The sequence below is a fragment of the Kitasatospora sp. MY 5-36 genome (assembly GCF_001182915.1).
GTDB lineage: Bacteria > Actinomycetota > Actinomycetes > Streptomycetales > Streptomycetaceae > Kitasatospora.
In genome coordinates this window covers 1-24,245 of sequence record NZ_LFVW01000049.1, presented here as the reverse complement: position 1 = coordinate 24,245, position 24,245 = coordinate 1, and the positions used below count along the sequence as shown (strand labels likewise).

At 72.4% G+C, this 24,245-nt stretch carries 20 protein-coding genes, 1 tRNA gene and 1 riboswitch; of the genes, 11 read left to right on the top strand and 10 right to left on the bottom strand.

All coding sequences use genetic code 11. The features are described from left to right. Positions 1–72: 72 nt before the first annotated feature. The 5 genes from AE652_RS04575 to AE652_RS04555 all read right to left on the bottom strand — a co-directional run bounded on the left by AE652_RS04575 (position 73) and on the right by AE652_RS04555 (position 6,527). On the bottom strand, positions 73–636 hold the full coding sequence (locus tag AE652_RS04575; protein ID WP_049649817.1) for an EF-hand domain-containing protein: 564 nt from the start codon (positions 634–636) through the stop codon (positions 73–75). 136 nt (positions 637–772) lie between these two features. Next, the gene (locus AE652_RS04570) at positions 773–2,488 is read right to left on the bottom strand and encodes an ABC transporter ATP-binding protein (protein ID WP_107086365.1); all 1,716 of its coding nucleotides are present in this window, start codon (positions 2,486–2,488) and stop codon (positions 773–775) included. Between the two features lie 14 nt (positions 2,489–2,502). Further along, entirely contained in the window at positions 2,503–3,495 is a 993-nt protein-coding gene (locus tag AE652_RS04565; RefSeq protein WP_049649815.1) for an ABC transporter permease, read from the bottom strand. Between the two features lie 178 nt (positions 3,496–3,673). Next, positions 3,674–5,431, bottom strand: coding sequence for an ABC transporter substrate-binding protein (locus tag AE652_RS04560; protein ID WP_049649814.1), 1,758 nt, complete (start codon positions 5,429–5,431; stop codon positions 3,674–3,676). Positions 5,432–5,546: 115 nt separating this feature from the next. Continuing rightward, positions 5,547–6,527, bottom strand: a complete 981-nt coding sequence (locus tag AE652_RS04555; RefSeq protein ID WP_049649813.1) for an ABC transporter permease — start codon at positions 6,525–6,527, stop codon at positions 5,547–5,549. A gap of 304 nt (positions 6,528–6,831) precedes the next feature. Further along, positions 6,832–6,928, top strand: a riboswitch (ZMP/ZTP riboswitch). A gap of 19 nt (positions 6,929–6,947) precedes the next feature. On the opposite strand from AE652_RS04555, the gene AE652_RS04550 reads away from it, so the two are divergent. Next, entirely contained in the window at positions 6,948–8,405 is a 1,458-nt protein-coding gene (locus tag AE652_RS04550) for a glycine hydroxymethyltransferase (RefSeq protein WP_049649812.1), read from the top strand. 120 nt (positions 8,406–8,525) lie between these two features. Here AE652_RS04550 and AE652_RS04545 read toward each other — a convergent pair whose 3' ends face one another. From AE652_RS04545 to AE652_RS04530, 4 genes are all read right to left on the bottom strand, one after another. Further along, on the bottom strand, positions 8,526–9,953 hold the full coding sequence (locus AE652_RS04545; protein WP_049649811.1) for an aldehyde dehydrogenase family protein: 1,428 nt from the start codon (positions 9,951–9,953) through the stop codon (positions 8,526–8,528). A gap of 107 nt (positions 9,954–10,060) precedes the next feature. Beyond that, positions 10,061–10,525, bottom strand: coding sequence for a DUF6624 domain-containing protein (locus AE652_RS04540; protein WP_049649830.1), 465 nt, complete (start codon positions 10,523–10,525; stop codon positions 10,061–10,063). A 371-nt stretch (positions 10,526–10,896) separates the two neighbouring features. After that, positions 10,897–12,534 (bottom strand): APC family permease, encoded by a 1,638-nt coding sequence (locus AE652_RS04535; protein WP_049649810.1) that lies wholly within the window; start codon positions 12,532–12,534, stop codon positions 10,897–10,899. Positions 12,535–12,850: 316 nt separating this feature from the next. Continuing rightward, a tRNA-Leu gene (locus AE652_RS04530) sits at positions 12,851–12,935 on the bottom strand. Between the two features lie 393 nt (positions 12,936–13,328). Here AE652_RS04530 and AE652_RS04525 point away from each other — a divergent pair. Further along, positions 13,329–13,847: an ATP-binding protein gene (locus AE652_RS04525; RefSeq protein WP_369808266.1), complete on the top strand. Its 519-nt coding sequence runs from the start codon at positions 13,329–13,331 to the stop codon at positions 13,845–13,847. Between the two features lie 84 nt (positions 13,848–13,931). On the opposite strand, the gene idi is transcribed toward AE652_RS04525, so the two are convergent. Further along, entirely contained in the window at positions 13,932–14,585 is a 654-nt protein-coding gene (gene idi, locus AE652_RS04520; protein ID WP_079272473.1) for an isopentenyl-diphosphate Delta-isomerase, read from the bottom strand. 589 nt (positions 14,586–15,174) lie between these two features. On the opposite strand from idi, the gene AE652_RS04515 reads away from it, so the two are divergent. The 9 genes from AE652_RS04515 to hpnE all read left to right on the top strand — a co-directional run. Beyond that, entirely contained in the window at positions 15,175–15,930 is a 756-nt protein-coding gene (locus AE652_RS04515; RefSeq protein WP_049649809.1) for a sugar phosphate nucleotidyltransferase, read from the top strand. Beyond that, entirely contained in the window at positions 15,918–16,979 is a 1,062-nt protein-coding gene (locus AE652_RS04510) for an iron-containing alcohol dehydrogenase family protein (RefSeq protein ID WP_049649808.1), read from the top strand. The genes AE652_RS04515 and AE652_RS04510 overlap by 13 nt, the downstream gene beginning before the upstream one ends. Positions 16,980–17,070: 91 nt before the next feature. Continuing rightward, a complete protein-coding gene (locus AE652_RS04505) occupies positions 17,071–17,808 on the top strand; it encodes a CDP-alcohol phosphatidyltransferase family protein (protein ID WP_049649827.1) in 738 nt (245 codons plus the stop codon). After that, entirely contained in the window at positions 17,805–18,704 is a 900-nt protein-coding gene (locus AE652_RS04500; RefSeq protein ID WP_049649807.1) for a glycosyltransferase family 2 protein, read from the top strand. Before AE652_RS04505 ends, AE652_RS04500 begins: the two co-directional genes overlap by 4 nt. A 155-nt stretch (positions 18,705–18,859) precedes the next feature. Then, complete coding sequence (locus AE652_RS04495) at positions 18,860–19,801, top strand: ABC transporter permease (RefSeq protein ID WP_049649806.1); 942 nt, start codon at positions 18,860–18,862, stop codon at positions 19,799–19,801. Then, positions 19,794–20,603, top strand: coding sequence for an ABC transporter ATP-binding protein (locus AE652_RS04490; protein WP_234348229.1), 810 nt, complete (start codon positions 19,794–19,796; stop codon positions 20,601–20,603). Before AE652_RS04495 ends, AE652_RS04490 begins: the two co-directional genes overlap by 8 nt. Before the next feature lie 272 nt (positions 20,604–20,875). Then, the gene (gene hpnC / locus AE652_RS04485) at positions 20,876–21,841 is read left to right on the top strand and encodes a squalene synthase HpnC (protein ID WP_049649805.1); all 966 of its coding nucleotides are present in this window, start codon (positions 20,876–20,878) and stop codon (positions 21,839–21,841) included. A 41-nt stretch (positions 21,842–21,882) separates the two neighbouring features. Further along, entirely contained in the window at positions 21,883–22,740 is an 858-nt protein-coding gene (gene hpnD / locus AE652_RS04480) for a presqualene diphosphate synthase HpnD (protein ID WP_049649804.1), read from the top strand. 127 nt (positions 22,741–22,867) lie between these two features. After that, positions 22,868–24,245: hydroxysqualene dehydroxylase HpnE (gene hpnE, locus AE652_RS04475; protein ID WP_049649803.1), on the top strand; the 1,378-nt coding region annotated here is incomplete at its 3' end.

The window sequence follows — 24,245 nt, the reverse complement described above, 5'->3', positions numbered from 1 at the left end:
GCCCGAAGACGTCCTCGGTGGTCCGCCCCCGGGCTTCCGGCTCGCGGGGGCGGACCACCGAGGACGTACGGCTCAGAAGGCGTACGGCGGTTTGCCCGTCCACCAGTTGCCGGGCGCGTCCGGGTCGCGGCTGGTCCAGAACTCGACGATCGCGTTGGTGAACTCGGCCGCGGAGAGCACGCCGTCGCCGTCGGTGTCGAGGTGGCGGAAGGCCTCGTCGGCGTCGTCGCGGGACAGGCCGGCGAAGTGGCCGCGCTGGAAGACGAAGAACTCGCCGGCGTCCACCGTCCCGCTGCGGTCGGCGTCGGCGACGGAGAGGAAGGCCCCGGCGAGCGCGCCGAGGATCTCCTGGGCGGCCTCCGGGTCGTCGGCGAGCGAGCCGGTCGAGGCGACGAACTGCTGCCGGGTGATCGCCTCGGTGCCGGCGGGCAGCCGGGCGAGGTGCAGGTCGTGCCAGGTCGTCAGGTAGGCCCGGACTATCACGGCCTCCGCCTCGGAGCCCTCCTGGTGGCCGAGCGAGCGGGCCACCGAGAGGCCCATCAGGACGTGGTCCCGCTCGGTGAGCAGCCCGTCGCCGTCGGCGTCGAGGTGATCGAAGCCGTGATTGATCTTTGCGATGAGCAGGTCGTCCGACAAAAGTGCCCCCTCGATTGGTGATTCCTTGCCCGGGTCTCCTACGTCACATCGCCTGCACGCTAGCGCCTCGAACCGGACCGGCGCAGCCGAACGACCTGCCGCTTCACCCGTCGGGCCTCGATGATCATCGGTCATCTCAGTGCACCGCCGCCAGCAGTTCCCTCGTGTACTCGGTGTGCGGCGCCTCGAACAGCTGGTCCCGGTCGGTGGACTCGACCAGTCGGCCCCGGTGCATCACCGCCACCCGGTCGCAGAAGTGCCGGACCACCGCGAGGTCGTGGGAGACGAACAGGAAGGCGACACCGAGCCGTTCGCGCAGCTCCATCAGCAGGTTGAGCACCTGGGCCTGCACCGACACGTCGAGCGCGGAGACCGGCTCGTCGGCGATGATCAGGCGCGGCTGCGGGGCCAGCGCGCGGGCGATGCCGATCCGCTGGCGCTGCCCGCCGGAGAACTCGTGCGGGTAGCGGTCCAGGTGCCGGGCCTCCAGGCCGACCTGCTCCAGCAACTCGGCGGAGCGCTCCCGCCGTTCGGCCTGGTCCAGCGGGGTGTGCAGGCGCAGCGGGGTGTCCAGGGTCTGGGCGACGGTCCGGCGCGGGTTGAGCGAGGCGTACGGGTCCTGGAAGACCAGCTGGATCTCCCGGCTGAGCCGCTTCCGCAGCTCCCGGTCCGGCCGGGTGACGTCCTGGCCGTCGTACAGCACCCTGCCGCCGGTGGGGCGTTGCAGCCCGGCCAGGACCCGTGAGGTGGTGGACTTGCCGGAGCCGGACTCGCCGACCAGCCCGAGCGTCTCGCCGGGCGCGATCCGCAGACCGACGCCCTCGACCGCCCGGACCGGTTCGGCCCGCAGGCCGGGGAAGCGCCGGCGTCCGGGGAAGCGCACGGACAGGTCGTCCACCTCGACCAGCCACCGCTCGGGGCGCTCGACGGTCCGCGGCCGGAACGTCCGCGACGGGGCCGGCTCGTCGACCGTCGGCAGGGCGGTGCCCGGCACCGAGTCCAGCCGGAGCGCCGCGCCCACCAGCGCCCGGGTGTACGGCTCGCGCGGTGCGGCCAGCAGTTCGGCGGTCGGCGCGGACTCGACCTCGACCCCGCCGCGCAGCACCAGCGTGCGGTCCGTCGTCCCGGCGACCACGCCCAGGTCGTGGCTGACCAGCAGCACCGCCGTCCCGTGCTCGCGCTGCAACTCGCCGAGCAGGTCGAGGACCTGCCGCTGGACGCGGGCGTCCAGGGCGGTGGTCGGCTCGTCCGCGATGAGCAGCCGGGGGTCGTTCATCAGCGCCATCGCGATCATCACGCGCTGGCGCATGCCGCCGGAGAACTGGTGCGGGTAGTCGCGCGTCCGGGCCGTCGGGATGCCGACCCGGTCGAGCATCTCGGCCGCCCGCCGGCCCGCCTCGGCCCGGCCCGTGCCCGGGTGGTGCAGCCGGTACATCTCGGCGAGCTGGGCGCCCACGCCGTGGAAGGGGCTGAGCGAGGTGAGCGCGTCCTGGAAGACCAGCGCCGCCTTTCCGCCCCGCACCCCGCGCAGCGCGGACTCCTCGGTGCCGACGACCTCCTGCCCGTCGAGCCGGATCGAGCCGGTGACGGTGGTGGTGCGCGGGTCGTGCAGGCCGAGGACGGCGAGCCCGACGGTCGACTTGCCGGAGCCCGACTCGCCGACCAGGCCCAGGACTTCGCCCGGGGCGAGGTCGAAGGAGAGGCCCTGGACGGCGGTCACCGGCGCACCGCCGCGCGGGTCGGCGAAGGAGACGGTCAGATCGCGGACGCTCAGCACCGGCTCGACGGTCTCCGCCGCCGTGCTCTCCACCTCTGCGGTCCGCACGCCGGCCCCCGGAACAGTGGAATTCATCGAAGGGCTCCCCATCAGTTCAGCCGGACACGAGGGTCGAGCCAGGCGACCGCGAGGTCGGCCAGCGCGACGAACAGCACCATGAAGCAGGCGGCCAGCAGCACCGCGCCGACCACGGCGGGCAGGTCCTGTCCGGCGACGGCCTCGGCGGCGAATCGCCCGACCCCGTTCAGCCCGAACACCGTCTCGGTGATCACGGCTCCGCCGAGCAGCACCCCGGCCTCCAGCCCGATCAGCTGCACCAGCGGTCCGGCGGCGCCGCGCGAGGTGTACTTGAGGTGGGCGCGCAGCCGTCCCAGGCCCTTGCCGCGGGCCGTGCGGACGTACTCCTCGTTCATCGTCTCCAGCAGCTGCGAGCGCGAAAGCCGGGCGAACACCGCGGAGTTGACGAAGCCGAGGACGAACCAGGGGAGCAGCATCCCGCCCGCCCAGGCGGCCAGGTCGTCGGCCGGCGGGGTGTAGGAGGGCAGCGGCAGCAGCCCGGTGGAGTAGACCAGCAGCCACTGCGCGACGTACCCGAGGAAGTAGATCTGCAGGCTGGCGCCGACCAGGGTGAAGCCGGACAGCAGCCGGTCGGTCCGCCGACCGTGCCGCAGCGCGGAGACGAAGCCGGTGCCGAGGCCGAACACCAGCAGGACGGCGAGCGCCCCGGCGGTCAGCGAGAGGGTGACCGGCAGGTGGTCGGCGAGGGCCTCGCTGACCGGCTGGTGCAGCCGGTAGGAGTAGCCGAGGCAGGGGGCGTCGCAGTGGATGGTCGAGCCGTCCACGTCGCCGATGTCCCGCCCGGCGACGACCCCGGCCAGGTAGTCGGTGTACTGGGTGAGCAGCGGCTGGTCCAGGCCCATGCTCTGGCGCACCGCCGCGACCTGCCCGCTGTCGCAGCGCGGGCCGCAGGCGGCGCGGGCCGGGTCGGCGGGCGCGGCGTAGAAGAGGGCGAAGGCGGCGGCGGAGACCGCGACCAGGACCGCGAGGGCCTGGGCGGTCCGCCGCAGGACGAAGGAGAGCATGGCCGATCCGGGGTCGACGTGACGGGGGAGGCGTGCGAAACGGACGTGTGCGGGACTGAGGCGGAACCGGGGGCCGGAGCCAAAGAGACAGGACCGGGGGCCGGAACCGGAACCGGAGGCGGAACCGGGGCCCGCTCCCGCCACCGCGCACGGACGGCGGGAGCGGGCCCCGGTCGGCTCAGGACTTCAGGTACAGCCAGGCCAGCGAGACGGTCCCGTAGATCGGGTGGATGAACGCCCCGCCGACGTTGCTGCCGCGCAGCTGGTTGACCGTCGGGTAGGCGAACGGCAGCACCGGCACGTCCTTCATCACGGTCTGCTCCAGCGCGTACAGCTCCTTGGCCTTGGCGCGCGGCTCGCCGATCTGGTTGATCCGGTCGATCTCCTTGTCGACCTCCGGGTTGCGGTAGAGCGCGGAGTTGATGTCGCTGCCGGCCCGGCCGTCGAAGGAGAACGGGATCAGGGTGGACGGGGTCGGCCAGTCGACCGAGCTGGTCTCCTCGAACAGGTCGTACGGGGCGCCGTCGCGGTGCACCTCGTCCAGGAAGGCCTTGGGGTCGATCGGCTTGGGCACGACGGTGATGCCCGCCTTGCCGAAGCCCTCGACCAGCACCTGGGCGACGCGCTGCCCGGTCGGGGTGTTCCGGTACGCGTAGGTCAGGCTGCCGGGCGCCTGCTTGGCCTTGGCGAGCTGCGCCTTGGCGGCCTCCGGGTCGCCCTCGGGCTTGACCGGGTAGAGGTCGTACTTCTGCCAGTCGATCAGCGCGGGCGAGCTGAGCGTGGTGGCCAGTTCGCCGGTCCGGGCGCCGCCCTGGACCTGGCGGGCCTGCTGGCGCGGGTAGGCCAGGTGCAGCGCCTTGCGGACCTCGACGTCCGACACCCGCTGGTTGTTGATCATCAGCTGGGTGACGAAGGCGCCCTGCCGGCCGGAGACCACCAGCTCCTTGGCCTTCGGGTCGGTGTCGGTGGTCTGGTACAGCTCGGCGGAGAGGGTGTCGGCCGCGGTGGTGGCGTTGGCGCCGCCGTCCCGCCCGGAGAGGATCTCCTGGTTGAGGTTGAGCGCCTCCTTGCCGTACGTGAAGACGAACTTCTCCGGGTACTGGCTGCGGATCGGGTCCGTCTCGGGCTTCCAGGCCGGGTTGCGCTCCAGCACCATGCGGGTGTTCTGGACGTGCTCGACGATCTTGTACGGGCCGGTCGCGAACGGCAGGCGGTCGTAGTCCGTCCCGGTGTCCTTGTCCCGGCGCACCGGGGAGGAGGAGGACTGCGCGGCCATGTACGGGACGTCGGCCTGCGGCTGCGGGAAGTGGAAGACGAGGGTGCGCTCGTCCGGCGTCTCGATCGCGTCGAGGTCGCCGGCCTGCGGGCCCGCGTACTTGGTGCGCGCCGCCTCGTAGCCGGCCTCGCCCGTGAGCCACTGCGGCCAGTACGGCGGGCCGACCTCGTAGCCCTTGCCGAAGGTGCGCTCGATGCCGTACTTGACGTCCTGGGCGGTGATCGGCTGCCCGTCCTCCCAGGCGACGCCCTGCTTGAGCTTGTACGTCCAGGTGCGCCCGCCGTCGGCCGGGGTGCCGGTGTCGGTGGCCAGGTCGCCGACCAGCTTGGCCTTGCCGTCCACGACCTGGTACTGGGTCAGCTGGCGGCCCCAGAGCAGCGAGGCGTTGTAGGTGGCGCCCGCGTAGACCTTCTGCGGGTCGAGGTGGCGGAACTCGACGCTGTTGTACACGTTCACGGTGCCGCCCGCACGGGCGCCCGGGACGGCCGGGGCGGGGCCGGCGCTCTCCTGCTCGCTGCCGAGCACGGCGGTCAGCGGGGAGGTCTCCTTGGCGGAGGCCCCGGCGCCGCCGGAGCCGGTGGTGCTGCCCGCGCCGGCCGAGCAGGAGGTCGCCAGCAGGGCGGTGGCGATGACGGCGAGGGACGGTCTGGTCCAGCGCATGGCGAATCTCTCCTTGCCCCGGCGGTCGTGCCGGGGCGGGCTCGGGTGATGGTGGGGAGGGGTGAAGGGTCTTGGGAGCGGCGGGAAGAAGGGGCCTCGGGAGGGCCGAGGGGCTTCAGCGGGCGGTGCCGGCGCGCGGGTCCAGCGCGTCCCGGACGGCGTCGCCGAGCAGGTTGAAGGCGATGACGAACAGCAGCAGCGCCACACCGGGGAACACCATGTAGGTGGGGTCGGCCTGGAAGACCTCGGAGCCGCGCGCGATCATCCGCCCCCAGTCCGGGACCGGCTCGGTGACGCCGACGCCGAGGAAGGACAGCGCGGCCTCGGAGGCGACGAAGGTCGGCACCGCCATGGTGGCGTGCACCAGCAGCTGCGAGCGCACATTCGGCAGGAGTTCGTGGACGACGACATGGAATCGGCTCGCGCCCTGGGCCCGCGCGGACTGCACGAAATCCCTTTCCCGGAGCGAGCGGACGGTGGCCCGCAGGGAAAGCGCGAGCGGAATCCAGCCGAACGCCGAGAAAACCAGGATCAGCACCAGGAACTGCATCCACTCCGGTTCCGCGGTGCCCGGGTCGACCAGCCGCGACTGGATCACCGGGCTGAGCGCGAGCAGCAGGAGCAGGGTGGGAAAGGCCAGCAGCACATTGGCGAGGAATCCGAACAACCGGTCGGTGATCCCGCCGAGGTAGCCGACCGCGACGCCGACCAGCACGCCCAGCGTGGTGGTCACCACGGCGGCTGCGAAGGCGATCAGCAGCGAGGTGCGGATGCCGTACAGCAGCTGGGTGAACACGTCCCGGCCGAGGCCGGGCTCCAGGCCGAACCAGAAGTCCCCGGAGATGCCGCCGTTCGGCAGCATCGGCAGGCCGCTGTCGCTGAGCAGGCCCGGAGCGTTCTGGCCGTAGTGGTCGACCGGGTTCTTCCCGTACAGCGCGGCGACCAGCGGAGCGCCGAGGGCGAGCAGCAGGAACAGCACCACCACCGCCAGGGCGGAGGCGCCGACCCGGTCCCGCAGGATCCGGCGGAGCGGGCCGGGGTCGGCGGCGGGCACGGGCCCGGCCGCGGTGCCTGGGACGGTGTCGACCACTGCCATGAGGCGTAACCCCCGAATTCTCCGCCGCCCCATGGGTGAGGGTGCGCTGGTGTGTATTTCCGGTACGGCCTCCGGGGGTTTCCCGGCGGCTGTTCGAGCGCCATTTGATCGGATGCGTCCGAGGTTCCGCAAATCACCTTTGGCGGACGTTCGGGTCATTCCTTTCGAACTGTTTCGGGAAATGTGGCGGCTTCATTTCGCTGAAACACTCGCGTTGCAAAAGAACGGACATACCATGCTGAAACGGACTGCCCGTTCCGCATTCTGAGACCTCCGCCACAGTCCCTCCGGTGTTGGTACGATCCCGGTGGGCCGCAACTGGCGCGTAGGGATGGAATCAACCATCGGGAAGCGGCCCCGTGAATCCTCACGTGAACTTGCCGAGCGCCTGGGCCCCCGCATCCCCACCAGGAGACCGCCATGGCCCAGCAGCCCCACACCGCCGCCTCCGCCGCGGCCGACACCGCCTTCCGCAGCGCCCTCGACGTGGTCGCCGGCGTCGAACCGCGGATCGCCGCCGCGATCGGACAGGAGCTGGCGGACCAGCGCGGCTCGCTCAAGCTCATCGCCAGCGAGAACTACGCCTCCCCGGCCGTCCTGCTCACCATGGGCAACTGGCTCAGCGACAAGTACGCCGAGGGCACCGTCGGCCGCCGCTTCTACGCGGGCTGCCGCAACGTCGACACCGTCGAGGGCATCGCCGCCGAGCACGCCCGCGAGCTGTTCGGCGCCGACCACGCCTACGTCCAGCCGCACTCCGGCATCGACGCCAACCTCACCGCGTTCTGGGCCGTCCTCTCCCAGCGGGTCGAGAGCCCGGCGCTGGAGCGCGCCGCGGTGCGCAACGTCAACGACCTCACCGAGGAGGACTGGGCGCGGCTGCGCCAGGAGCTCGGCAACCAGCGGATGCTCGGCATGTCCCTGGACACCGGCGGCCACCTCACCCACGGCTTCCGGCCCAACATCTCGGGCAAGATGTTCGAGCAGCGCAGTTACGGCACTGACCCGGCCACCGGCCTGATCGACTACGACGCGCTGCGCGAGACCGCCCGCGAGTTCCGCCCGCTGATCATCGTGGCCGGCTACTCCGCCTACCCGCGGCTGGTGGACTTCCGCCGGATGCGCGAGATCGCGGACGAGGTCGGCGCGACCCTCATGGTCGACATGGCGCACTTCGCCGGCCTGGTCGCGGGCAAGGTGCTGACCGGCGACCACGACCCGGTCCCGCACGCCCACATCGTCACCACGACCACCCACAAGTCCCTGCGCGGCCCGCGCGGCGGCATGGTGCTGTGCCAGTCCGAACTGGCCGAGCACGTCGACCGCGGCTGCCCGCTGGTGCTCGGCGGCCCGCTCTCCCACGTGATGGCCGCCAAGGCGGTCGCCCTCGCCGAGGCCCGCCGCCCCGAGTTCCAGGCCTACGCCCGCGCCGTCGTCGCCAACGCCCAGGCGCTCGCCGAGGGCCTGCTGCGCCGCGGCGGGAAGCTGGTCACCGGCGGCACCGACAACCACCTGGTCCTCGCCGACGTCTCCGGCTACGGCCTGACCGGCCGCCAGGCGGAGGCGGCGCTGCTCGACTCGGGCATCGTCACCAACCGCAACTCCGTCCCGCGGGACCCGAACGGCGCCTGGTACACCTCGGGCGTCCGCCTCGGCACCCCGGCCCTCACCACCCGCGGCCTCGGCACCGCCGAGATGGACGAGATCGCCGACCTGATCCACACCGTCCTGCGCGCCACCGCCCCCGCCACCACGGCCAAGGGCTCCCCGTCCAAGGCCGCGTACACCCTGGACGCAGCCCTCCGCGACGCCACCGCCAAGCGCGCCGCCGACCTGCTCGCCCCGTACCCGCTCTACCCGGGCGTCGACCTGGTCTGACGGCGAACGGCGAACAGATGACAGATTTCGAAATCTGTCATCTGTCATCTGTTCGCTGAAAGTTGTCAGCCGTCAGCCGTTCGTCGGCCCCGCCCCGCGCCGCCCCGTGCACCGGGTCCGCTAGTACTGCAGGGACTTGTACTGCAGGAACTCCTCCAGCCCGTGCCGGCCCAGCTCCCGGCCGAGGCCGGAGCTCTTGTAGCCGCCGAAGGGCGCGAGCGGGTTGAAGCGGCCGCCGTTGAGGTCCACCTGGCCGGTGTCGAGGCGGCGGGCGAAGGCGGCGGCGGTGTCGGTGTCGCGGGCCCAGACGCCGCCGGCCAGACCGTACGGGGTGCCGTTGGCGAGTTCGGCGGCGTGGTCCTCGTCGCGGTAGCTGAGGATCGCCAGGACCGGGCCGAAGACCTCCTCCTGGGCCACCGTCATCTCCGGGGTCACGTCGGCGAGCACGGTCGGGCGGACGTAGTAGCCGGTGGCGGGTTCGGTGACCGGCTCCGAGCCGCCGACGACCAGCCGGGCGCCCTCGGCCAGCGCGCCGTCGATGTAGCCGCGCACCTGGGCCAGCTGCCTGGCGTTGACCAGCGGGCCGATCCGGGTCTGCGGGTCGGTCGGGTCGCCCGGCCGGTACCGGGCGGCGACCTCCTCGGCCCGGGCGACCGCCTCCTCGTACTGGTCCTCGTGCACCAGCAGGCGGGTCAGCGCGTTGCAGGTCTGGCCCGAGTTGGCGAAGACGTTGGCGACGTTCGCCTTGACCGCCCGGGCCAGGTCGGCGCCGGGCAGCACCACGTTGGCCGACTTGCCGCCCAGCTCCAGGGAGACCCGCTTCAGCCCCCGGCCGGCCGTCTCGGCGACCTGCCGGCCGACGGCGGTGGAACCGGTGAACGAGACCAGGTCCACGTCCCGGTGCCCGACGAGCGCCGCGCCCGCCACCGCCCCGGTGCCGGTCACCAGGTTGAAGACGCCCGCCGGGAACCCGGCCGCGTGCACCAGCCGGGCGAACAGCCGGGCCACCAGCGGGGTGTCCTCGGCCGGCTTGAGGACCACCGGGCAGCCGGCCGCCAGGGCCGGGACGGTCTTGGCGACGATCTGGTGCAGCGGGTAGTTCCACGGCGTGATCGCCGCGACCACCCCGGCCGGCTCGGCGTGCACCACCGAGTTGCCGATCCGCTCCTCGAAGGGGTGCTCGGCGAGCAGGGTCAGGTAGGAGGTCGCCACGGCGAGCGGCAGCCCGGCGTGCACGGCGCCGGCGAAGCCGACCGGGGAGCCCAGCTCGGCGACGACCGTCTCGGTGATCTCGTTCTGCGCGGCGGCGATCCCGTCCCGCAGCCGGGTCAGCAGCGCCAGCCGCTCCTCGGGGGTGGTCGTGCCCCAGGCGCGGGCCGCCCGGCGGGCCGCCGTCACCGCCGTGTCGACGTCGGTCGTGCCGCCGGCCGGCACGGTGGCCAGCACCTGTTCGGTCGCCGGATTCAGTACGGTGATCGACCCGGCGTCCCCGGAGGGCCGCCACTCGCCGTCGATGTACTGGTCGCTGTACTCCGCGTACTGCCGCACCGATCGTCCTCTCGTCCGCCCTTCAACTAGCAGCGCTAGCCGAAGGTCAGTCAATGCGGCCCGGGCGGCCGCGCGCAAGAGTCAATCCCGACCGGCGGACCTGACGGTTACTTCGGAGCGAACCGCGCGGTGTACTCGTCGAACGGCTCGATGCCCACCTCCGCGCGCCGCTCGTCCAGCCGCTCCGGCTCCTCGCACGGCCACGGCACCGGACGGCCGTCCGCCACCGCGCCGATCTGCGTCCCGTAGCGCTGCTCCCGGCCCTCGTTGACCGCCAGCCGGTCCTGGAGGAAGGCCAGGTCGCGGGCGCCCGCCTCACCCCGGGCGACGGCCTCGCCCATCAGTGCCGCCGCCCGCCGCTGGACGTCGAGCTGCCGGTCCGCGTGCTGCGCCACCAGCCACGCCGCCCGGGCGGCCTCGGGGCCGACGGTGCGCTCGGTCGGCCAGCCGTGCGCCGCCATGATCTCCGCGAGCCGGTCCCCGTGCCGGGCGGTCAGCCGCCGCCAGGCCGCCTGCTCGGCCAGGTCGGGGCTGTTCGCCAGCCGGGCGGCCGCGCCGTCCTCGGCCATCATCCCGACCAGCTCCCGCGCGAGGGCCGGATCCTGACCGTACTGCCGTGCTTCCGTCACGTCGACGACGCTCCCTGTAGCCGGGCCCTCCTGCCGAGGACCGCCCGCCACCACGCTAGGCGCGGAGAACGCGACGAAGATCATCCCCGAAGACGGTGACCCGGGGGTGCCGCCCACGGCAGAATGGATGCACACCGGGAACGAAGCGCACCGCGCACACGGGAACGAAGCGCACCGCGCACGCGCCAACGGAGCGCTCCACGCACGCGCCAACGGAACGCACCGCGCACACGGCGACGGAACGCACACTCCCGCGAGAGACGCCGAAGGGCCGGTCGGAGGAATCCGACCGGCCCTTCACCGTGTGACGAGGATCAAACCCGGGACGGCTCCGCCGCCTCGGAGCCCTCGGCCTCCAGCATCTCCTCGCGGACCGCGGCCAGCGAGGGGTTGGCCCAGGCGCTGGCGACGCCCCAGTAGTAGAACGCCAGCCCGATCGCGGCGACGATCAGCAGGTCCCAGCCCTCCGGCAGGTAGCCGTGCCCGCCGAAGTCGGCGCTGCCCGCCCAGGAGACGCCGGCCATCACGAACAGGTACGCGACCATCCAGGCGCCCGCCTTCAGGTGCGGCTTCAGCACGGCGAACGGCTTGCGCAGCTCGTACCAGGCCCAGATCGGCAGACCGGCGGCCATCAGCAGGATGACCTTGCCGGTGAGCGGCCAGCGGGCCCAGTAGAGCACCAGCGAGCCGAAGATCATCGCGATCGGGGCGATCACCGGCATGGCGCGCAGCCGGACCGGCCGCGGCAGCTCGGGGGCCAGGCGGCGCAGCGCCATCACGGCGACCGGGCCGGTGATGTACGAGATCACGGTGGCCACCGAGACGATCTCGGCCAGCGAGCCCCAGCCGCGGAAGACCGCGAGGAACATGAACGCGACCACCAGGTTGAGCACCAGCGCCGGGCGCGGGATGCCGGTCTTGGCGTCGACCCTGCCGAAGATCTTCGGCAGGTGGCCGTTCTCCTGCACGCCGTGGATCATGCGCGAGGTGGTGGCGGCGTAGATCATGCCGGTGCCGGAGGGGGAGATGAAGGCGTCCGCGTAGAGCGTGATCGCGAGCCAGTTGAGGCCCCAGGCGATGGCCAGGTCGGCCAGCGGCGAGGTGTAGGAGAGGTTGCTCCAGCCGTTCGCCAGGTCGCCGCCCGGGATGGCGCCGAGGAAGGCGATCTGGAGCGCGACGTAGATCACCAGGGCGATCAGGATCGAGCCGATGACGGCCTTCGGCAGCGACTTGCCGGGGTTCTTGGCCTCGCCGGCCAGGTTCAGCGGGGACTGGAAGCCGTTGAAGGCCCAGACGATGCCGGAGACCGCGACGGCGGTGAACACCGAGCTCCAGCCGTTCGGCGCGAAGCCGCCGTGGTCGGTGAAGTGCGCCGAGTCGAAGTGCGCGAAGAGCAGCGCACCGGCGGTCACCGTCGGGACGACGACCTTGAAGACGGTGATCGCGGTGTTGGTCTTGGCGAACAGCGTGATCGCGAACCAGTTGAGGGCGAAGTAGACGAGCAGCAGCACGCTGGCCAGCGCCACGCCGCTGAGGGTCAGCTCCTTGCCGTCGTACAACCCCTGCGCCCAGCCGAAGTGCCAGGAGCTCATGTACTGCACGGAGGCGGTGGCCTCACCCGGGATGACCGAGACGATGGCGATCCAGTTGGCCCAGGCTGCCAGGTAGCCGGCCAGCGAGCCGTGCGAGTACTGGCCGTACCGGGCCATGCCGCCGGCCTTGGGGAACATCGAGCCCAGCTCGCTGTAGGTGAGCGCGATGGTCAGCGCCACCGCGGCACCGATCACCCAGGCGAGGATCGAGGCGGGGCCGGCGAGCTTGGCGGCCCGCTCGGCACCGAACAGCCACCCGGAGCCGATGATCGACCCCAGCCCGACCGCGGTCAGGCTGATCGTTCCGAGCGATCGGCGGTAGTTCTGGTGTGATGCCGTCGACGATTCGGGCTCACTCAACGTATCGGTCCTCTCGCTCGTGGTTCATCGGGTGGTGTCGGTGTTTTTGCGATTTTGCGTCGGTATTTCGGACAAACGGAGAGCAGCCTAAGGTCCAAAAAGGGGCGAAAACCTCAGAGGAAGCTCAAACAATCCGATTGTTGCCATCTCGTGTCCGGCGTCCGGGCCGATGCGGACCGGCGAGGAGACGGACGCCACAGCGCCAGGGAGGGCGGTGGCCAGGGACGGCGACCGGGGCCGGCCCGGGGGAAAGGGGCGGCCCGAAAAACGAAATTCCCCGTGGAAGCCTTTCGGCCTCCACGGGGAATTTCGGCTGTGTCCGAGGGGGGACTTGAACCCCCACGCCCGATAAAGGGCACTAGCACCTCAAGCTAGCGCGTCTGCCATTCCGCCACCCGGACTGGGTGTGTGCTTCGGGGGCTTTTTCCTCGCCCCCTCGGCGACAGAGAGAACATTACCAGGGTTCTGGAGTGCTTCTCACCTGCGCTTCCTCGGGGCCGCGCCGACCGACATCCTGGTCGGGCCGCTCCGGGGGCACAGGGCCGCGGCGCACCGCCCGCACAGGTTGGTACGGCCTGTGAACGCGCTCGAATCCGGCCCGAACCGATGGGGTCCGCGAAGGAACCGGTCGACTCCCGCACTGCCCGCGGTCGGTTGCGGCCGGAAGCGGTCCGACACGGGCAACTTGTCGACGGTGCCGCACCCGCCGCGACGGCTCTCCTAGCCTCTGTGGACCGAGGGCGCCATGAAGCGGATCGCCTGATTCCCGGGTCGCGGACGAAGGGCGGCTGGACGTGGAGCAGATCAGCGGAGCGGCGAAGGCCGAACCGAGACGCGGCAGGCGGGGGGAGGGCCCGGTCGGGGCCACGGCCTCCGCGGGCCCCACCGAGGGCGTGTGGCGCTTCCCGGTGCCCGCCACCGAGGCCTCGGTGCCGCTCACCCGGCACGCGGTGCGCGACCGCCTGCTGGCCCAGGGCATGACCGGGGTGCGCTACCAGGAGCTGGTGGACGACCTGTTGCTGATCGTCTCGGAGCTGGTGAGCAACGCGGTGACGCACGCCGCCGAGCTGTCGCCCGAGGTGGTCACGGAGCTGTCGCTGCGCCGGGCCTGGGTGCGGGTATCGGTCGAGGACGGGGACCCGTACCGGCCGAAGGCGCTGGAGAACGACACCGGACGCACCGGCGGGCGCGGCCTGCTGCTGGTGAAGAGCGTCACCCTGCAGGCCGGTGGGGTGTGCGACGTCGAAGACACGGGGGAGGGCGGCAAGGTCATCTGGGCCTCGCTGCCCGTTCCCCCGGGGCCCGACCACTGACCGGCCGGGCCGGACGCCGGACCGACGGCCGACACCTCCGGACCGCCGGTCGGGACGGCCGGACCACCGGCCGGGGCGGGCGGACTACCAGTCCCGCCCGGCGATCTCCCGGATGCCCGGCAGCGCGGCCTCGAAGACCGTCTCGAACCAGACCGAGAACGGCCGCTCCGCCCGCAGCTCGCGCAGCTCCTGCGCGGTCACGAAGGCGAAGTCGTCCACCTCCTCCGGGGCGGGCTCGACCGGCGCGGTGACCAGTCCCACGAACAGGTGGTTCCACTCCCGCTCGATCAGCCCGGACGCCTCGTCCGGCAGGTCGTAGCGGACGGTGCCCGCCTCGCACAGCAGCGCCGGTGCGACACCCAGCTCCTCGGCGGTGCGCCGGGCGGCGGCGACGAACGGCGGCTCGTCCGGGTACGGGTGGCCGCAGCAGGTGTTCGACCAGACGCCGGGGGAGTGGTACTTGCCGAGGGCCCGGCGCTGGAGCAGCAGCCGGCCCTGGCGGTCGAACAGGAAGACCGAGAAGGCCCGGTGCAGCCGGCCCGGCTGCTGGTGGGCCCAGAGCTTCTCGCCGGTGCCGATCGTGACGCCCGCGTCGTCGACCAGTTCCAGCAGGATCTCGGTTCCGACGGGGGCGGACCCGGTGGCCCGGGGGTCGACCGTCACATCGGTCTCCACGTCGAGACCGGTGTCGATCTCGGCCGCGAAGTGCGTGGGATCGGTCGGAAGACTCTGGGGCATGGGGCCTCTTTCGGGAGCGGGAGCAACGGGAGCATCGGGTGTCTCCGACACACCGGGCGGAGTGCGGCGGACACAGCGGGGGCACCGGCGCCGGCGTCGGCATCCAGTCTGCCGTATGGGTGGCGGTCGGCAGGGGTCCCACGCACAACCGGGCGGATCATGACCCGGAGGAGTCGGAAACCGTCCAGAGAAGGGTCCGGGATGCCCTCGTAAGAGTCACAGAATTCGCAGAACCGTTCGGCGCGCGTTCGGAGCCCGTTCGACCGGTCCGGCGCCTCCTCACGGCCTCCCCGCACCGTCCCGCCGACGGCGTTCGGGCGGATCCGGTGCGGCCCCCGGGGGGCCCGACGGCCGTTCGACGGGCCCTCGGCGGCCGCCCGTCCGCCGCTCCGCGGCCGCCCCCGGGCAGGGCGGGCGCGTTCTGGCCGGTGGCCCCGGTCGCCTACCATCACATACGACACGGTGCCCGGATCTGTGCCGGCACCGGCGCGCCGCCGCCCGGCCCGGTCGAACACCGGACCGGGGGTCCCGGTGGCGCCGCCGCCCCCGGCACGGCCCCGCGCACAGCACGACGGATCAGGAGACCCGCATGATCGGCCTCGTTCTGGCAGCCGGCGCCGGCCGCCGGCTGCGCCCGTACACCGACACCCTGCCCAAGGCGCTGGTGCCGGTCGACGGGGAACGGACCGTCCTGGACCTCACGCTCGGCAACTTCGCCGAGGTCGGTCTGCGCGATGCCGCGATCGTCGTCGGCTACCGCAAGGAGGCGGTGTACGACCGCAAGGACGCCCTGGAGAGCAAGTACGGCGTCAAGCTCCACCTCGTCGAGAACGACAAGGCCGAGGAGTGGAACAACGCCTACTCGCTCTGGTGCGCCCGCGACCTGTTCGCCGAGGGCCTGCTGCTCGCCAACGGCGACACCGTCCACCCGGCCTCCGTCCAGCGCACCATGCTGGAGGGCAACCGGCGCCTGACCGACGCCGGCGCCGCCCCCGGCATCCTGCTCGCCCTCGACACGGTGAAGAAGCTCGCCGACGAGGAGATGAAGGTCGTCGTCGACCCGGCCACCGGCATGCGCCGGATCACCAAGCTGATGGAGCCGGCCGAGGCGAGCGGCGAGTACATCGGCCTCACGGTGATCAACCCGTCCGCCGCCGCCGACCTGACCGACGCGCTGCGCGCCACCTACGAGCGCGACCCGCAGCTGTACTACGAGGACGGCTACCAGGAGATGGTGAACCGCGGCCTGCGGATCGACGTCCAGCCGATCGGCGAGGTCTCCTGGGTCGAGGTCGACAACCACGACGACCTGGCGAAGGCGCGGGAGATCGCGTGCCGGTACTGACCCGACTGGTCCCGTCGCCGCTGTTCGTCGAGATCCGCCCGGGCGCGCTGGACGCGCTCGGCGGCATCCTCGCGGACCAGCGGCTGTCGGCCTCGGGCCGGATCGCGGTCGCGATCAGCAACGGCTCCGGCTCGGCCATGCGCCGCCGCCTGGAGCCGGCCCTGCCCGGCGCCGACTGGTACAACGTGGACGACGGCAGCCTGGACAGCGCGGTGCGGCTGGCCGAGGCGATGCGCGGCGGCCACTACGACGCGATGGTCGGCCTCGGCGGCGGCAAGATCATCGACGCCGCCAAGTACGCCGCGGCCCGGGTCGGCCTGCCGCTGGTCGCGGTCGCCACCAACCTGGCCCACGACGGCATCTGCTCGCCGGTCTCCACCCTGGACAACGACGCCGGCCGCGGCTCCTACGGGGTGCCCAGCCCGATCGGCATCGTGGTCGACCTGGACGTCATCCGACAGGCCCCGCAGCGCTTCGTGGCGGCCGGTGTGGGCGACGTCGTCTCCAACATCTCCGCGTGCGCGGACTGGGAGCTGTCGCACGCGGTGACCGGCGAGCCGGTGGACGGTCTGGCCGTGGCGATGGCCCGCTCGGCGGGCGAGAACCTGCTGCGGCACCCGGGGAGCACCCAGGACCAGGACCTCCTGACGGCGCTCGCCGAGGCCCTGGTACTGTCCGGCATCGCGATGAACATCGCGGGCAGCACCCGGCCCTCGTCGGGTGCCTGCCACGAGATCTCGCATGCCCTGGACGTGCTGTATCCCAAGCGGTCCGCCCAGCACGGCGAGCAGGTCGGCCTCGGCGCCGCCTTCGCCAGCTTCCTGCGGGGCGAGCGCGAGCTGACCGGTCTGATCGTGGAGCGCCTGGCGAGCCACGGACTGCCGGTGACCGCGGCTCAGATCGGCTTCACCGAGGCGGAGTTCACCGAAGCGGTGCACTACGCTCCGAACACCCGACCGGGGCGCTTCACCATCCTCGAACACCTCGACCTCTCCCCTTCCGCAATCAGGGACGCGTACGCCGACTATGTCCAAGCCGTCAACAGCTGACCCCTCCACCGCGGGCGCCGAACGGCCCCCGGTGGACCTGACCCGCAGGCCCTCGATCGAGGAACTGCGCGCGGTGATCCACCCGGAGGGCATGCTCCAGCGCCGCAGTGCCGAGCACTGGGCCGGTCGCCTGTACATGCGGAAGATCTCGCTGCGGATCACCCGGGTGCTCTCCACCGTGACGGCGATCACGCCCAACGGTCTGACGTACCTGATGATGGTCACCGGCATCCTGGCCGGTGCCGCGCTGGTCCTGCCGGGCATCGCGGGCGCCGTCCTGGGCGCCCTGCTGATCCAGGTCTACCTGCTGCTGGACTGCGTGGACGGCGAGGTGGCCCGCTGGCGCCGGCAGACCTCGCTCACCGGCGTCTACCTGGACCGGGTCGGCCACTACATGTCCGAGGCGGCGCTGCTGACCGGCCTCGGCCTGCGCGCCACCGACCTGCTGCACCGCGAGGGCACCGGGTCGCACTGGGAGTGGGCCTTCCTCGGCACCCTGGCCGCGCTCGGCGCGATCCTGATCAAGTCCGAGACCGACCTGGTGGACGTGGCCCGCGCCCGCAGCGGCCTGACGGCCGTCGAGGACAGCGCCTCGGTGCCGCGTTCGGCCTCCGTCGCCAAGGCCCGCCGGGCGGCCTCCTTCCTGAAGTTCCACCGCCTGGTCGGCGCGGTCGAGGCCTCGCTGCTCATCCTGGCCGCCGGCGTCGCCGACGCCGTGCACGGCGGACTGCTCTTCACCCGGCTCGCGGTGGTCGTCCTGGCCGCGATCGCGATGCTCCAGACCGTGCTGCACCTGCTGAGCATCGTCCTCTCCAGCAGGCTGCGATGAGCGCGCCGGGCACGGCGGAGGACTTCCGCCTCGGTGCCGTGATCATCACCATGGGCAACCGGCCCGCCGAGCTCAACGCCCTGATCGAGGCCGTCCGCGCCCAGGAGGGCCCGGCGGTCGAGCTGGCCGTGGTCGGCCAGGGCGTGGAGCTGCCCCCGCTTCCGGAGGGCGTGCGCACCGTCGAGCTGCCGGAGAACCTGGGCATCCCGGGCGGGCGCAACGTCGGCATCGAGCTGTTCGGCCGGGACGGCGCGGAGGTCGACGCCGTCCTCTTCCTGGACGACGACGGGAACCTGCCGCGCACCGACTCGGCCCGCCTGCTGCGCGAGGCCTTCACCGCCGACCCGGAGCTGGGCATCGTCTCCTTCCGGATCGCCGACCCGGACACCGGTGTCACCCAGCGCCGGCACGTCCCCCGGCTGCGCGCCAGTGACCCGCTGCGCTCGTCCCGGGTGACGACCTTCCTGGGCGGCGCGAGCGCGGTGCGCTGCAAGGTGTTCGAGCAGGCCGGGCAGCTGCCCGCCGAGTTCTTCTACGCCCACGAGGAGACCGACCTCGCGTGGCGCGCGCTGGACGCCGGCTGGGCCATCGACTACCGGGCGGACGTGGTGCTGCACCACCCCACGACCTCGCCCGCCCGCCACGCGAGCTACTTCCACAACGTGGCCCGCAACCGGGTCTGGCTCGCGAGGCGGAACCTTCCGGCCCTGTTGGTGCCTCTCTATCTGGGAACCTGGTTCCTGCTGACCCTGGCCCGCCGCCCCTCCCCGGAGGCGCTGAAGGCCTGGTGGGGCGGGTTCCGGGCGGGCTGGCGCGAACCCTGCGGTGCGCGGCGGCCCATGCGGTGGCGTACCGTCTGGCGACTGACCAGGCTGGGCCGACCTCCGATCATCTGATCACATCTGATGGCATCCGCATCGGATGATCGATCGCTGCGGCCGGTGCCCACACACCGGCCGGCTCCCCCGAGATCCCAGTGGATCCCCATCGGCGCACGACCGGCGGACCCCGCCGACCGGCCGCCCCGACCGATCCCGCGTGAAGGACGAATGTGTCGACAGTGAGTGAACCCGTCAGCCTCTCGGCCCCCAGGGGGGCGGACGCGGGCCTGACCCCCAAGCAGCTTGCGGACAAGTACGGTCTGGCGGTGAGCGGCGCCCGTCCCGGCCTGTTCGCCTACTCCAAGCAGCTCTGGGCCCGGCGCCACTTCATCTGGGCCTTCGCCACCGCCCGCCTGGTGGCCCAGTACACCAACGCCAAGCTCGGCCAGCTGTGGCAGGTGGTGACCCCGCTGCTCAACTGCGCGGTGTTCTACCTGGTCTTCGGCGTGATCCTGGCGAGCAAGCAGGGCTTCCCGGACAACACCTACATCGCCTGGCTGTGCATCGGCGTCTTCGTCTTCCAGTTCACCCAGAACGCGGTGCAGGCCGGCACCCGGGCGATCTCCGACAACCTCGGGCTGATCCGGGCGCTGCACTTCCCCCGGGCCAGCCTCCCGATCGCCTTCACCGTGATCCAGCTCCAGCAGCTGCTGATCTCGATGGTCGTCCTGGTCGTCACCGTGCTCGCCGCCGGCATCACCCCGGGCCGGACCTGGCTGCTGATCATCCCGGCGCTGCTCCTGCAGACGCTCTTCAACACCGGCATCTCCCTGGTGATGGCCCGGCTCGGCTCCCGGACCAGCGACATCTCCCAGCTGATCCCGTTCGTGATGCGCGCCTGGATGTTCCTGTCCGGTGTGATGTTCAGCATCCAGGACAAGATCACGCACTGGCCGCACTACATCCAGACGCTGATGTCGCTCAACCCGGCGTCGATCTACATGGACCTGCTGCGGCACGCCTTCGCGCCGGTCATCTACAACCCGCACCAGCCGGTGCACCAGACCCTCCCGCCGCACCAGTGGGCGTACGGCCTGGCCTGGGGCGTGGGCATGTTCGTCGTCGGATACGTCTTCTTCTGGAAGGCCGAGGAGGAGTACGGCCGTGGCTGACATCGACCTGAGCAACAACGACACCGTCACGGACGCGGACGTCGCCCGCGAGCCCACCGTCGTCGTCGACGACGTGCACATCGTCTACAAGGTGCACGGCGCCGGCTCCGGCAAGGGCAGCGCCACCTCGGCGCTGAGCCGCATCATCAGCCGCAAGCGCGCCTCCGGCGTGCGCGAGGTGCACGCGGTCAAGGGCATCAGCTTCACCGCGTACAAGGGCGAGGCGATCGGCCTGATCGGCTCCAACGGCTCCGGCAAGTCGACCATGCTGGCCGCCATCGCCGGCCTGCTGCCGACCGAGAAGGGCGGCATCTACACCAACGGCCAGCCCTCGCTGCTGGGTGTCAACGCCGCGCTGATGAACGAGCTCACCGGTGAGCGCAACGTCGTCCTCGGCTGCCTGGCCATGGGCATGACCCCGGCCCAGGTGAGGGCCCGCTACCAGGACATCGTCGAGTTCTCCGGCATCAACGACAAGGGCGACTTCATCTCCCTGCCGATGCGCACCTACTCCTCCGGCATGGGCGCCCGGCTGCGCTTCTCGATCGCGGCCGCGAAGACCCACGACGTGCTGCTGATCGACGAGGCCCTCGCCACCGGCGACCAGGCCTTCCAGCAGCGCAGCAAGCGGCGGATCGACGAGCTGCGCAAGTCCGCCGGTACGGTCTTCCTGGTCAGCCACGACAACAACTCGATCCGCGAGGTCTGCGAGCGGACCATATGGATCGAGGCCGGCGAGCTGGTCATGGACGGACCCACCGAGGAGGTCGTGAGCCGCTACGAGCGCGGCGAGCGACCGTAGTCCCCGTCACACTCCCGCGGGGCCGGTTCCGGAGCTTCCGGAGCCGGCCCCGCGCCTTTCCCGCCGCCCGGCGCGGAGGCGAGCGCCCGGTGCCCCGGCGGGGCGCTCTTCTCCGGCGCGCCCGGGCGTGTCAGCCTGGTGGTCGCGGGGGCGGTGTGCCGTGCGTGACGCCCGCGCTCGGACGCGTGTCCGAGTCGGACCGGTCGTGCCAAGCGGTGTAGAACGGGGGAGTGACAGCAGTGTCGGCTTCGGCCCAGCCCAGAGATACGCCGGTGAACGGTTCCGCAGGACAGACCCTGGACAAGGCGGGCGCGGAGAACTTCCCCGTCGCCCCGTTCTTCCTGCCCGCGGCCTGGCGCGACGACCTGATGGCGGTGTACGGCTTCGCCCGCCTGGTCGACGACGCCGGCGACGGCGACCTGGCCGACCCGGCCGCCACCGCCCGGCTGCTCGGGGTCGAGCAGACGCCCCCCGCCACCCCTTCGGACCAGTCCGGCCCGCCGGCTCCGCAGGAGACCGCCTTCCGGCTCACCCTGCTCGACGGACTGGAGCAGGACCTCGACCGGGTCTTCGAGACGGCCCTGCGCACCGCCGGCGGCTCCGGAGCGGCCGGCGCGGACCGCCCCCGCCACCCGCTGATGAGCGCGCTCGTCCCGCTGGTCGACCGGCACGGCCTGACCCCCGAACCGTTCCGCCGTCTGATCGAGGCCAACCGGGTGGACCAGACCACCTCCCGCTACGCCACCTTCGACGACCTGATCGGCTACTGCACCCTCTCCGCCGACCCGGTCGGCCGCCTCGTGCTGGCCATCGCGGGCGTCTCCACCCCCGAGCGGACCGAACTCTCCGACGCCGTCTGCAGCGGCCTCCAGGTGGTCGAGCACATCCAGGACGTGGCCGAGGACCTGGCCCACGGCCGGATCTACCTGCCCGCGGAGGACCTGGCCCGCTTCGGCGTCACCGAGGCCGACCTGGCCGCGCCCTCCGCCGACGGCGCGGTGCGCGAGCTGATCGCCTTCGAGGCCGAGCGGGCCCGCACCCTGCTCGACCGCGGCGCACCATTGGTAGGTACGGTTCGGGGGAGGCTTCGACTGCTCCTGGCGGGATTCACCGCAGGCGGCTATGCGGCCCTGGCGGCCGTCGAGGACGCCGGGTACGACGTGCTCGCCCAGCAGGCGAAGCCGGACAAGCGCCGCCTCGCAGCGAAGGCGGCGGCCATCTTCGCGAAGGGAAGGTGAACGCCCGCGTGGCGGCATCACCACTGGCGTCGGCCCAGGTCATGGCGGCGTACCGGTACTGCGAGGCAGTCACCGGACTGCAGGCGCGCAACTTCAGCTACGGCATCCGGTTGCTGCCAGAACCCAAGCGGTTGGCCATGTCGGCCCTGTACGCCCTGGCCCGCCGGGTGGACGACATCGGCGACGGCGACCTCCCGGACGACCGCAAGGCCGAGGCGCTGGTGCGCACCCGGGAGCTGGTGGACGAGGTCCGCTCCGGGGTGGTCGCCGACGACGACACCGACCCGATCAAGGTCGCCCTGGCCGACGCGGCCCGGCGCTTCCCGATCCCGCTCGGCGGTTTCGACGAGCTGATCGACGGCGTCGAGATGGACCTCAAGGGCGCCGAGTACCACACGTACGACGAGCTGAAGGTCTACTGCCGCTGCGTGGCCGGCGCGATCGGCCGGCTCTCGCTGGGCGTCTACGGCTGCGACGACCCGGAGCTCGGGGCGCGCTACGCGGACACCCTGGGCCTGGCGCTGCAGCTCACCAACATCCTGCGCGACCTGCGCGAGGACGCCCTGACCGGCCGCACCTACCTGCCCGCCGAGGACCTGGTCCGGTTCGGCTGCGAGCAGGGCTTCGCCCTGCCCGAGCCGCCGGTCGGCGCGGACTTCACCGGCCTGGTGGCCTTCGAGGCCGCCCGTGCCCAGGCCGCCTTCGAGGAGGGCCTGCGGCTGCTGCCGATGCTCGACCGCCGCAGCCGTGCCTGCACCGCCGCGATGGCCGGGATCTACCACCGGCTGCTCGGCCGGATCGCCGCCGAACCGGAGTCGGTCCTGCGCGGCCGGGTCTCGCTGCCGGGCTGGGAGAAGGCGTACGTGGCGCTTTCCGGGCTCGCCGGGGGGCGTTCTTGATTCTCGCAACAGTTCTGTCACGCTGTGTCAGCTGGGAATCACGTGCGGGTAGTTCCGTGTTGAACAAACGAGGATCTTCTTCAGGGACCGCCCGCGGGCGGTCCACCGACTGCGAGGGGGAGGGCCGATGACCGGGCGAGCCGATGCCGCGCGCCCGGCGGCCGTGGTGGTCGGCGGCGGCCTCGCCGGGATCACCGCCGCGCTGCGCCTCGCCGAGGCGGGCCACCGGGTCACCCTCGCGGAGGGGCGGCCCCGGCTCGGCGGCCTGGCCTTCTCCTTCCAGCGCGGCGAGCTCACCGTCGACAACGGCCAGCACGTCTACCTGCGCTGCTGCACCGCCTACCGCGGCCTGCTGGAGCGCCTCGGCGCCTCCCGGCTGGTCCACCTCCAGGACCGCCTCGACATCCCGGTGCTCTCCGTCACCGGGCCGCCGGCGGCCCCGGTGCGCACCCTGGGCCGACTGCGCCGGGCCGGCCTGCCCGTCCCGCTGCACCTGGCCGGCAGCCTGGCCCGCTACCCGCACCTGTCCCCGGCCGACCGCGCCCGGGTGGTCCGCGGCGCACTAGCCCTGCGGGGCCTGGACCTCGCGGACCCGGCCCTGGACGAGGTCTCCTTCGGCGACTGGCTGCGCCGCAACGGGCAGAACGCCGCCACCCAGGCCGCCCTGTGGGACCTGGTCGGCGTCGCCACCCTGAACGCCCGGGCCGACCAGGTCTCGCTGGCGCTCGCCGGGATGGTGTTCAAGACCGGCCTGCTCTCCGACCCGGGCGCCTCGGACATCGGCACCGCCGCCGTCCCGCTCGGCGTGATCCACCACGACCGGGCGCTCACCGAGCTGGAGCGGGCCGGCGTCCGGGTGCTGCTGCGGTCCCGGGTGGCCGAGCTGAAGCCGGCCGCGCCGCAGCACGCCGTCCGGCTGGAGGGCGGGGAACTGCTCACCGCCGACACCGTCGTGCTGGCGGGCGCCCAGGACAGCGCGGCCGCGCTGCTGCCGCCGAACGCGGTCCCCGGGCAGGAGCGGCTGGCCGGCTTCGGCACCGCGCCGATCCTCAACGTGCACGTGGTCTACGACCGCAAGGTGCTGCGCCGGCCGTTCTTCGCCGCGCTCGGCTCCCCGGTGCAGTGGGTCTTCGACCGCACCGCGCACTCCGGCCTGGCCGCCACCCCGACGGGCCGGGCCCACCCGGGCGCCCAGTACCTGGCGCTGTCGCAGTCCGCCGCGCAGGACGAGATCGACCTGCCGGTGGCCGAGCTGCGCGGCCGCTACCTGCCCGAGCTGGGCCGGCTGCTGCCGGCCGCGGCCCAGGCCGAGGTGCTGGACTTCTTCGTCACCCGGGAGCGCACCGCGACCTTCGACCCGGCGCCGGGCAACGGGGCACTGCGTCCCTCGGCCCGCACCGAGGTCCCCGGCCTGCTGCTGGCCGGCTCGTGGACGGCCACCGGCTGGCCCGCGACCATGGAGGGCGCCGTGCGCAGCGGCCACGCCGCGGCCGACGCCGCGCTCG

Bases quoted from the DNA above. Each gene is read 5' to 3' on its own strand.
- AE652_RS04570 (WP_107086365.1), bottom strand. From the start codon at position 2,488: ATGAATTCCACTGTTCCGGGGGCCGGCGTGCGGACCGCAGAGGTGGAG.
- AE652_RS04565 (WP_049649815.1), bottom strand. From the start codon at position 3,495: ATGCTCTCCTTCGTCCTGCGGCGGACCGCCCAGGCCCTCGCGGTCCTG.
- AE652_RS04560 (WP_049649814.1), bottom strand. From the start codon at position 5,431: ATGCGCTGGACCAGACCGTCCCTCGCCGTCATCGCCACCGCCCTGCTG.
- AE652_RS04555 (WP_049649813.1), bottom strand. From the start codon at position 6,527: ATGGCAGTGGTCGACACCGTCCCAGGCACCGCGGCCGGGCCCGTGCCC.
- AE652_RS04550 (WP_049649812.1), top strand. From the start codon at position 6,948: ATGGCCCAGCAGCCCCACACCGCCGCCTCCGCCGCGGCCGACACCGCC.
- AE652_RS04540 (WP_049649830.1), bottom strand. From the start codon at position 10,525: ATGATGGCCGAGGACGGCGCGGCCGCCCGGCTGGCGAACAGCCCCGAC.
- idi (WP_079272473.1), bottom strand. From the start codon at position 14,585: ATGCCCCAGAGTCTTCCGACCGATCCCACGCACTTCGCGGCCGAGATC.
- AE652_RS04515 (WP_049649809.1), top strand. From the start codon at position 15,175: ATGATCGGCCTCGTTCTGGCAGCCGGCGCCGGCCGCCGGCTGCGCCCG.
- AE652_RS04505 (WP_049649827.1), top strand. From the start codon at position 17,071: ATGCTCCAGCGCCGCAGTGCCGAGCACTGGGCCGGTCGCCTGTACATG.
- AE652_RS04500 (WP_049649807.1), top strand. From the start codon at position 17,805: ATGAGCGCGCCGGGCACGGCGGAGGACTTCCGCCTCGGTGCCGTGATC.
- hpnD (WP_049649804.1), top strand. From the start codon at position 21,883: ATGGCGGCGTACCGGTACTGCGAGGCAGTCACCGGACTGCAGGCGCGC.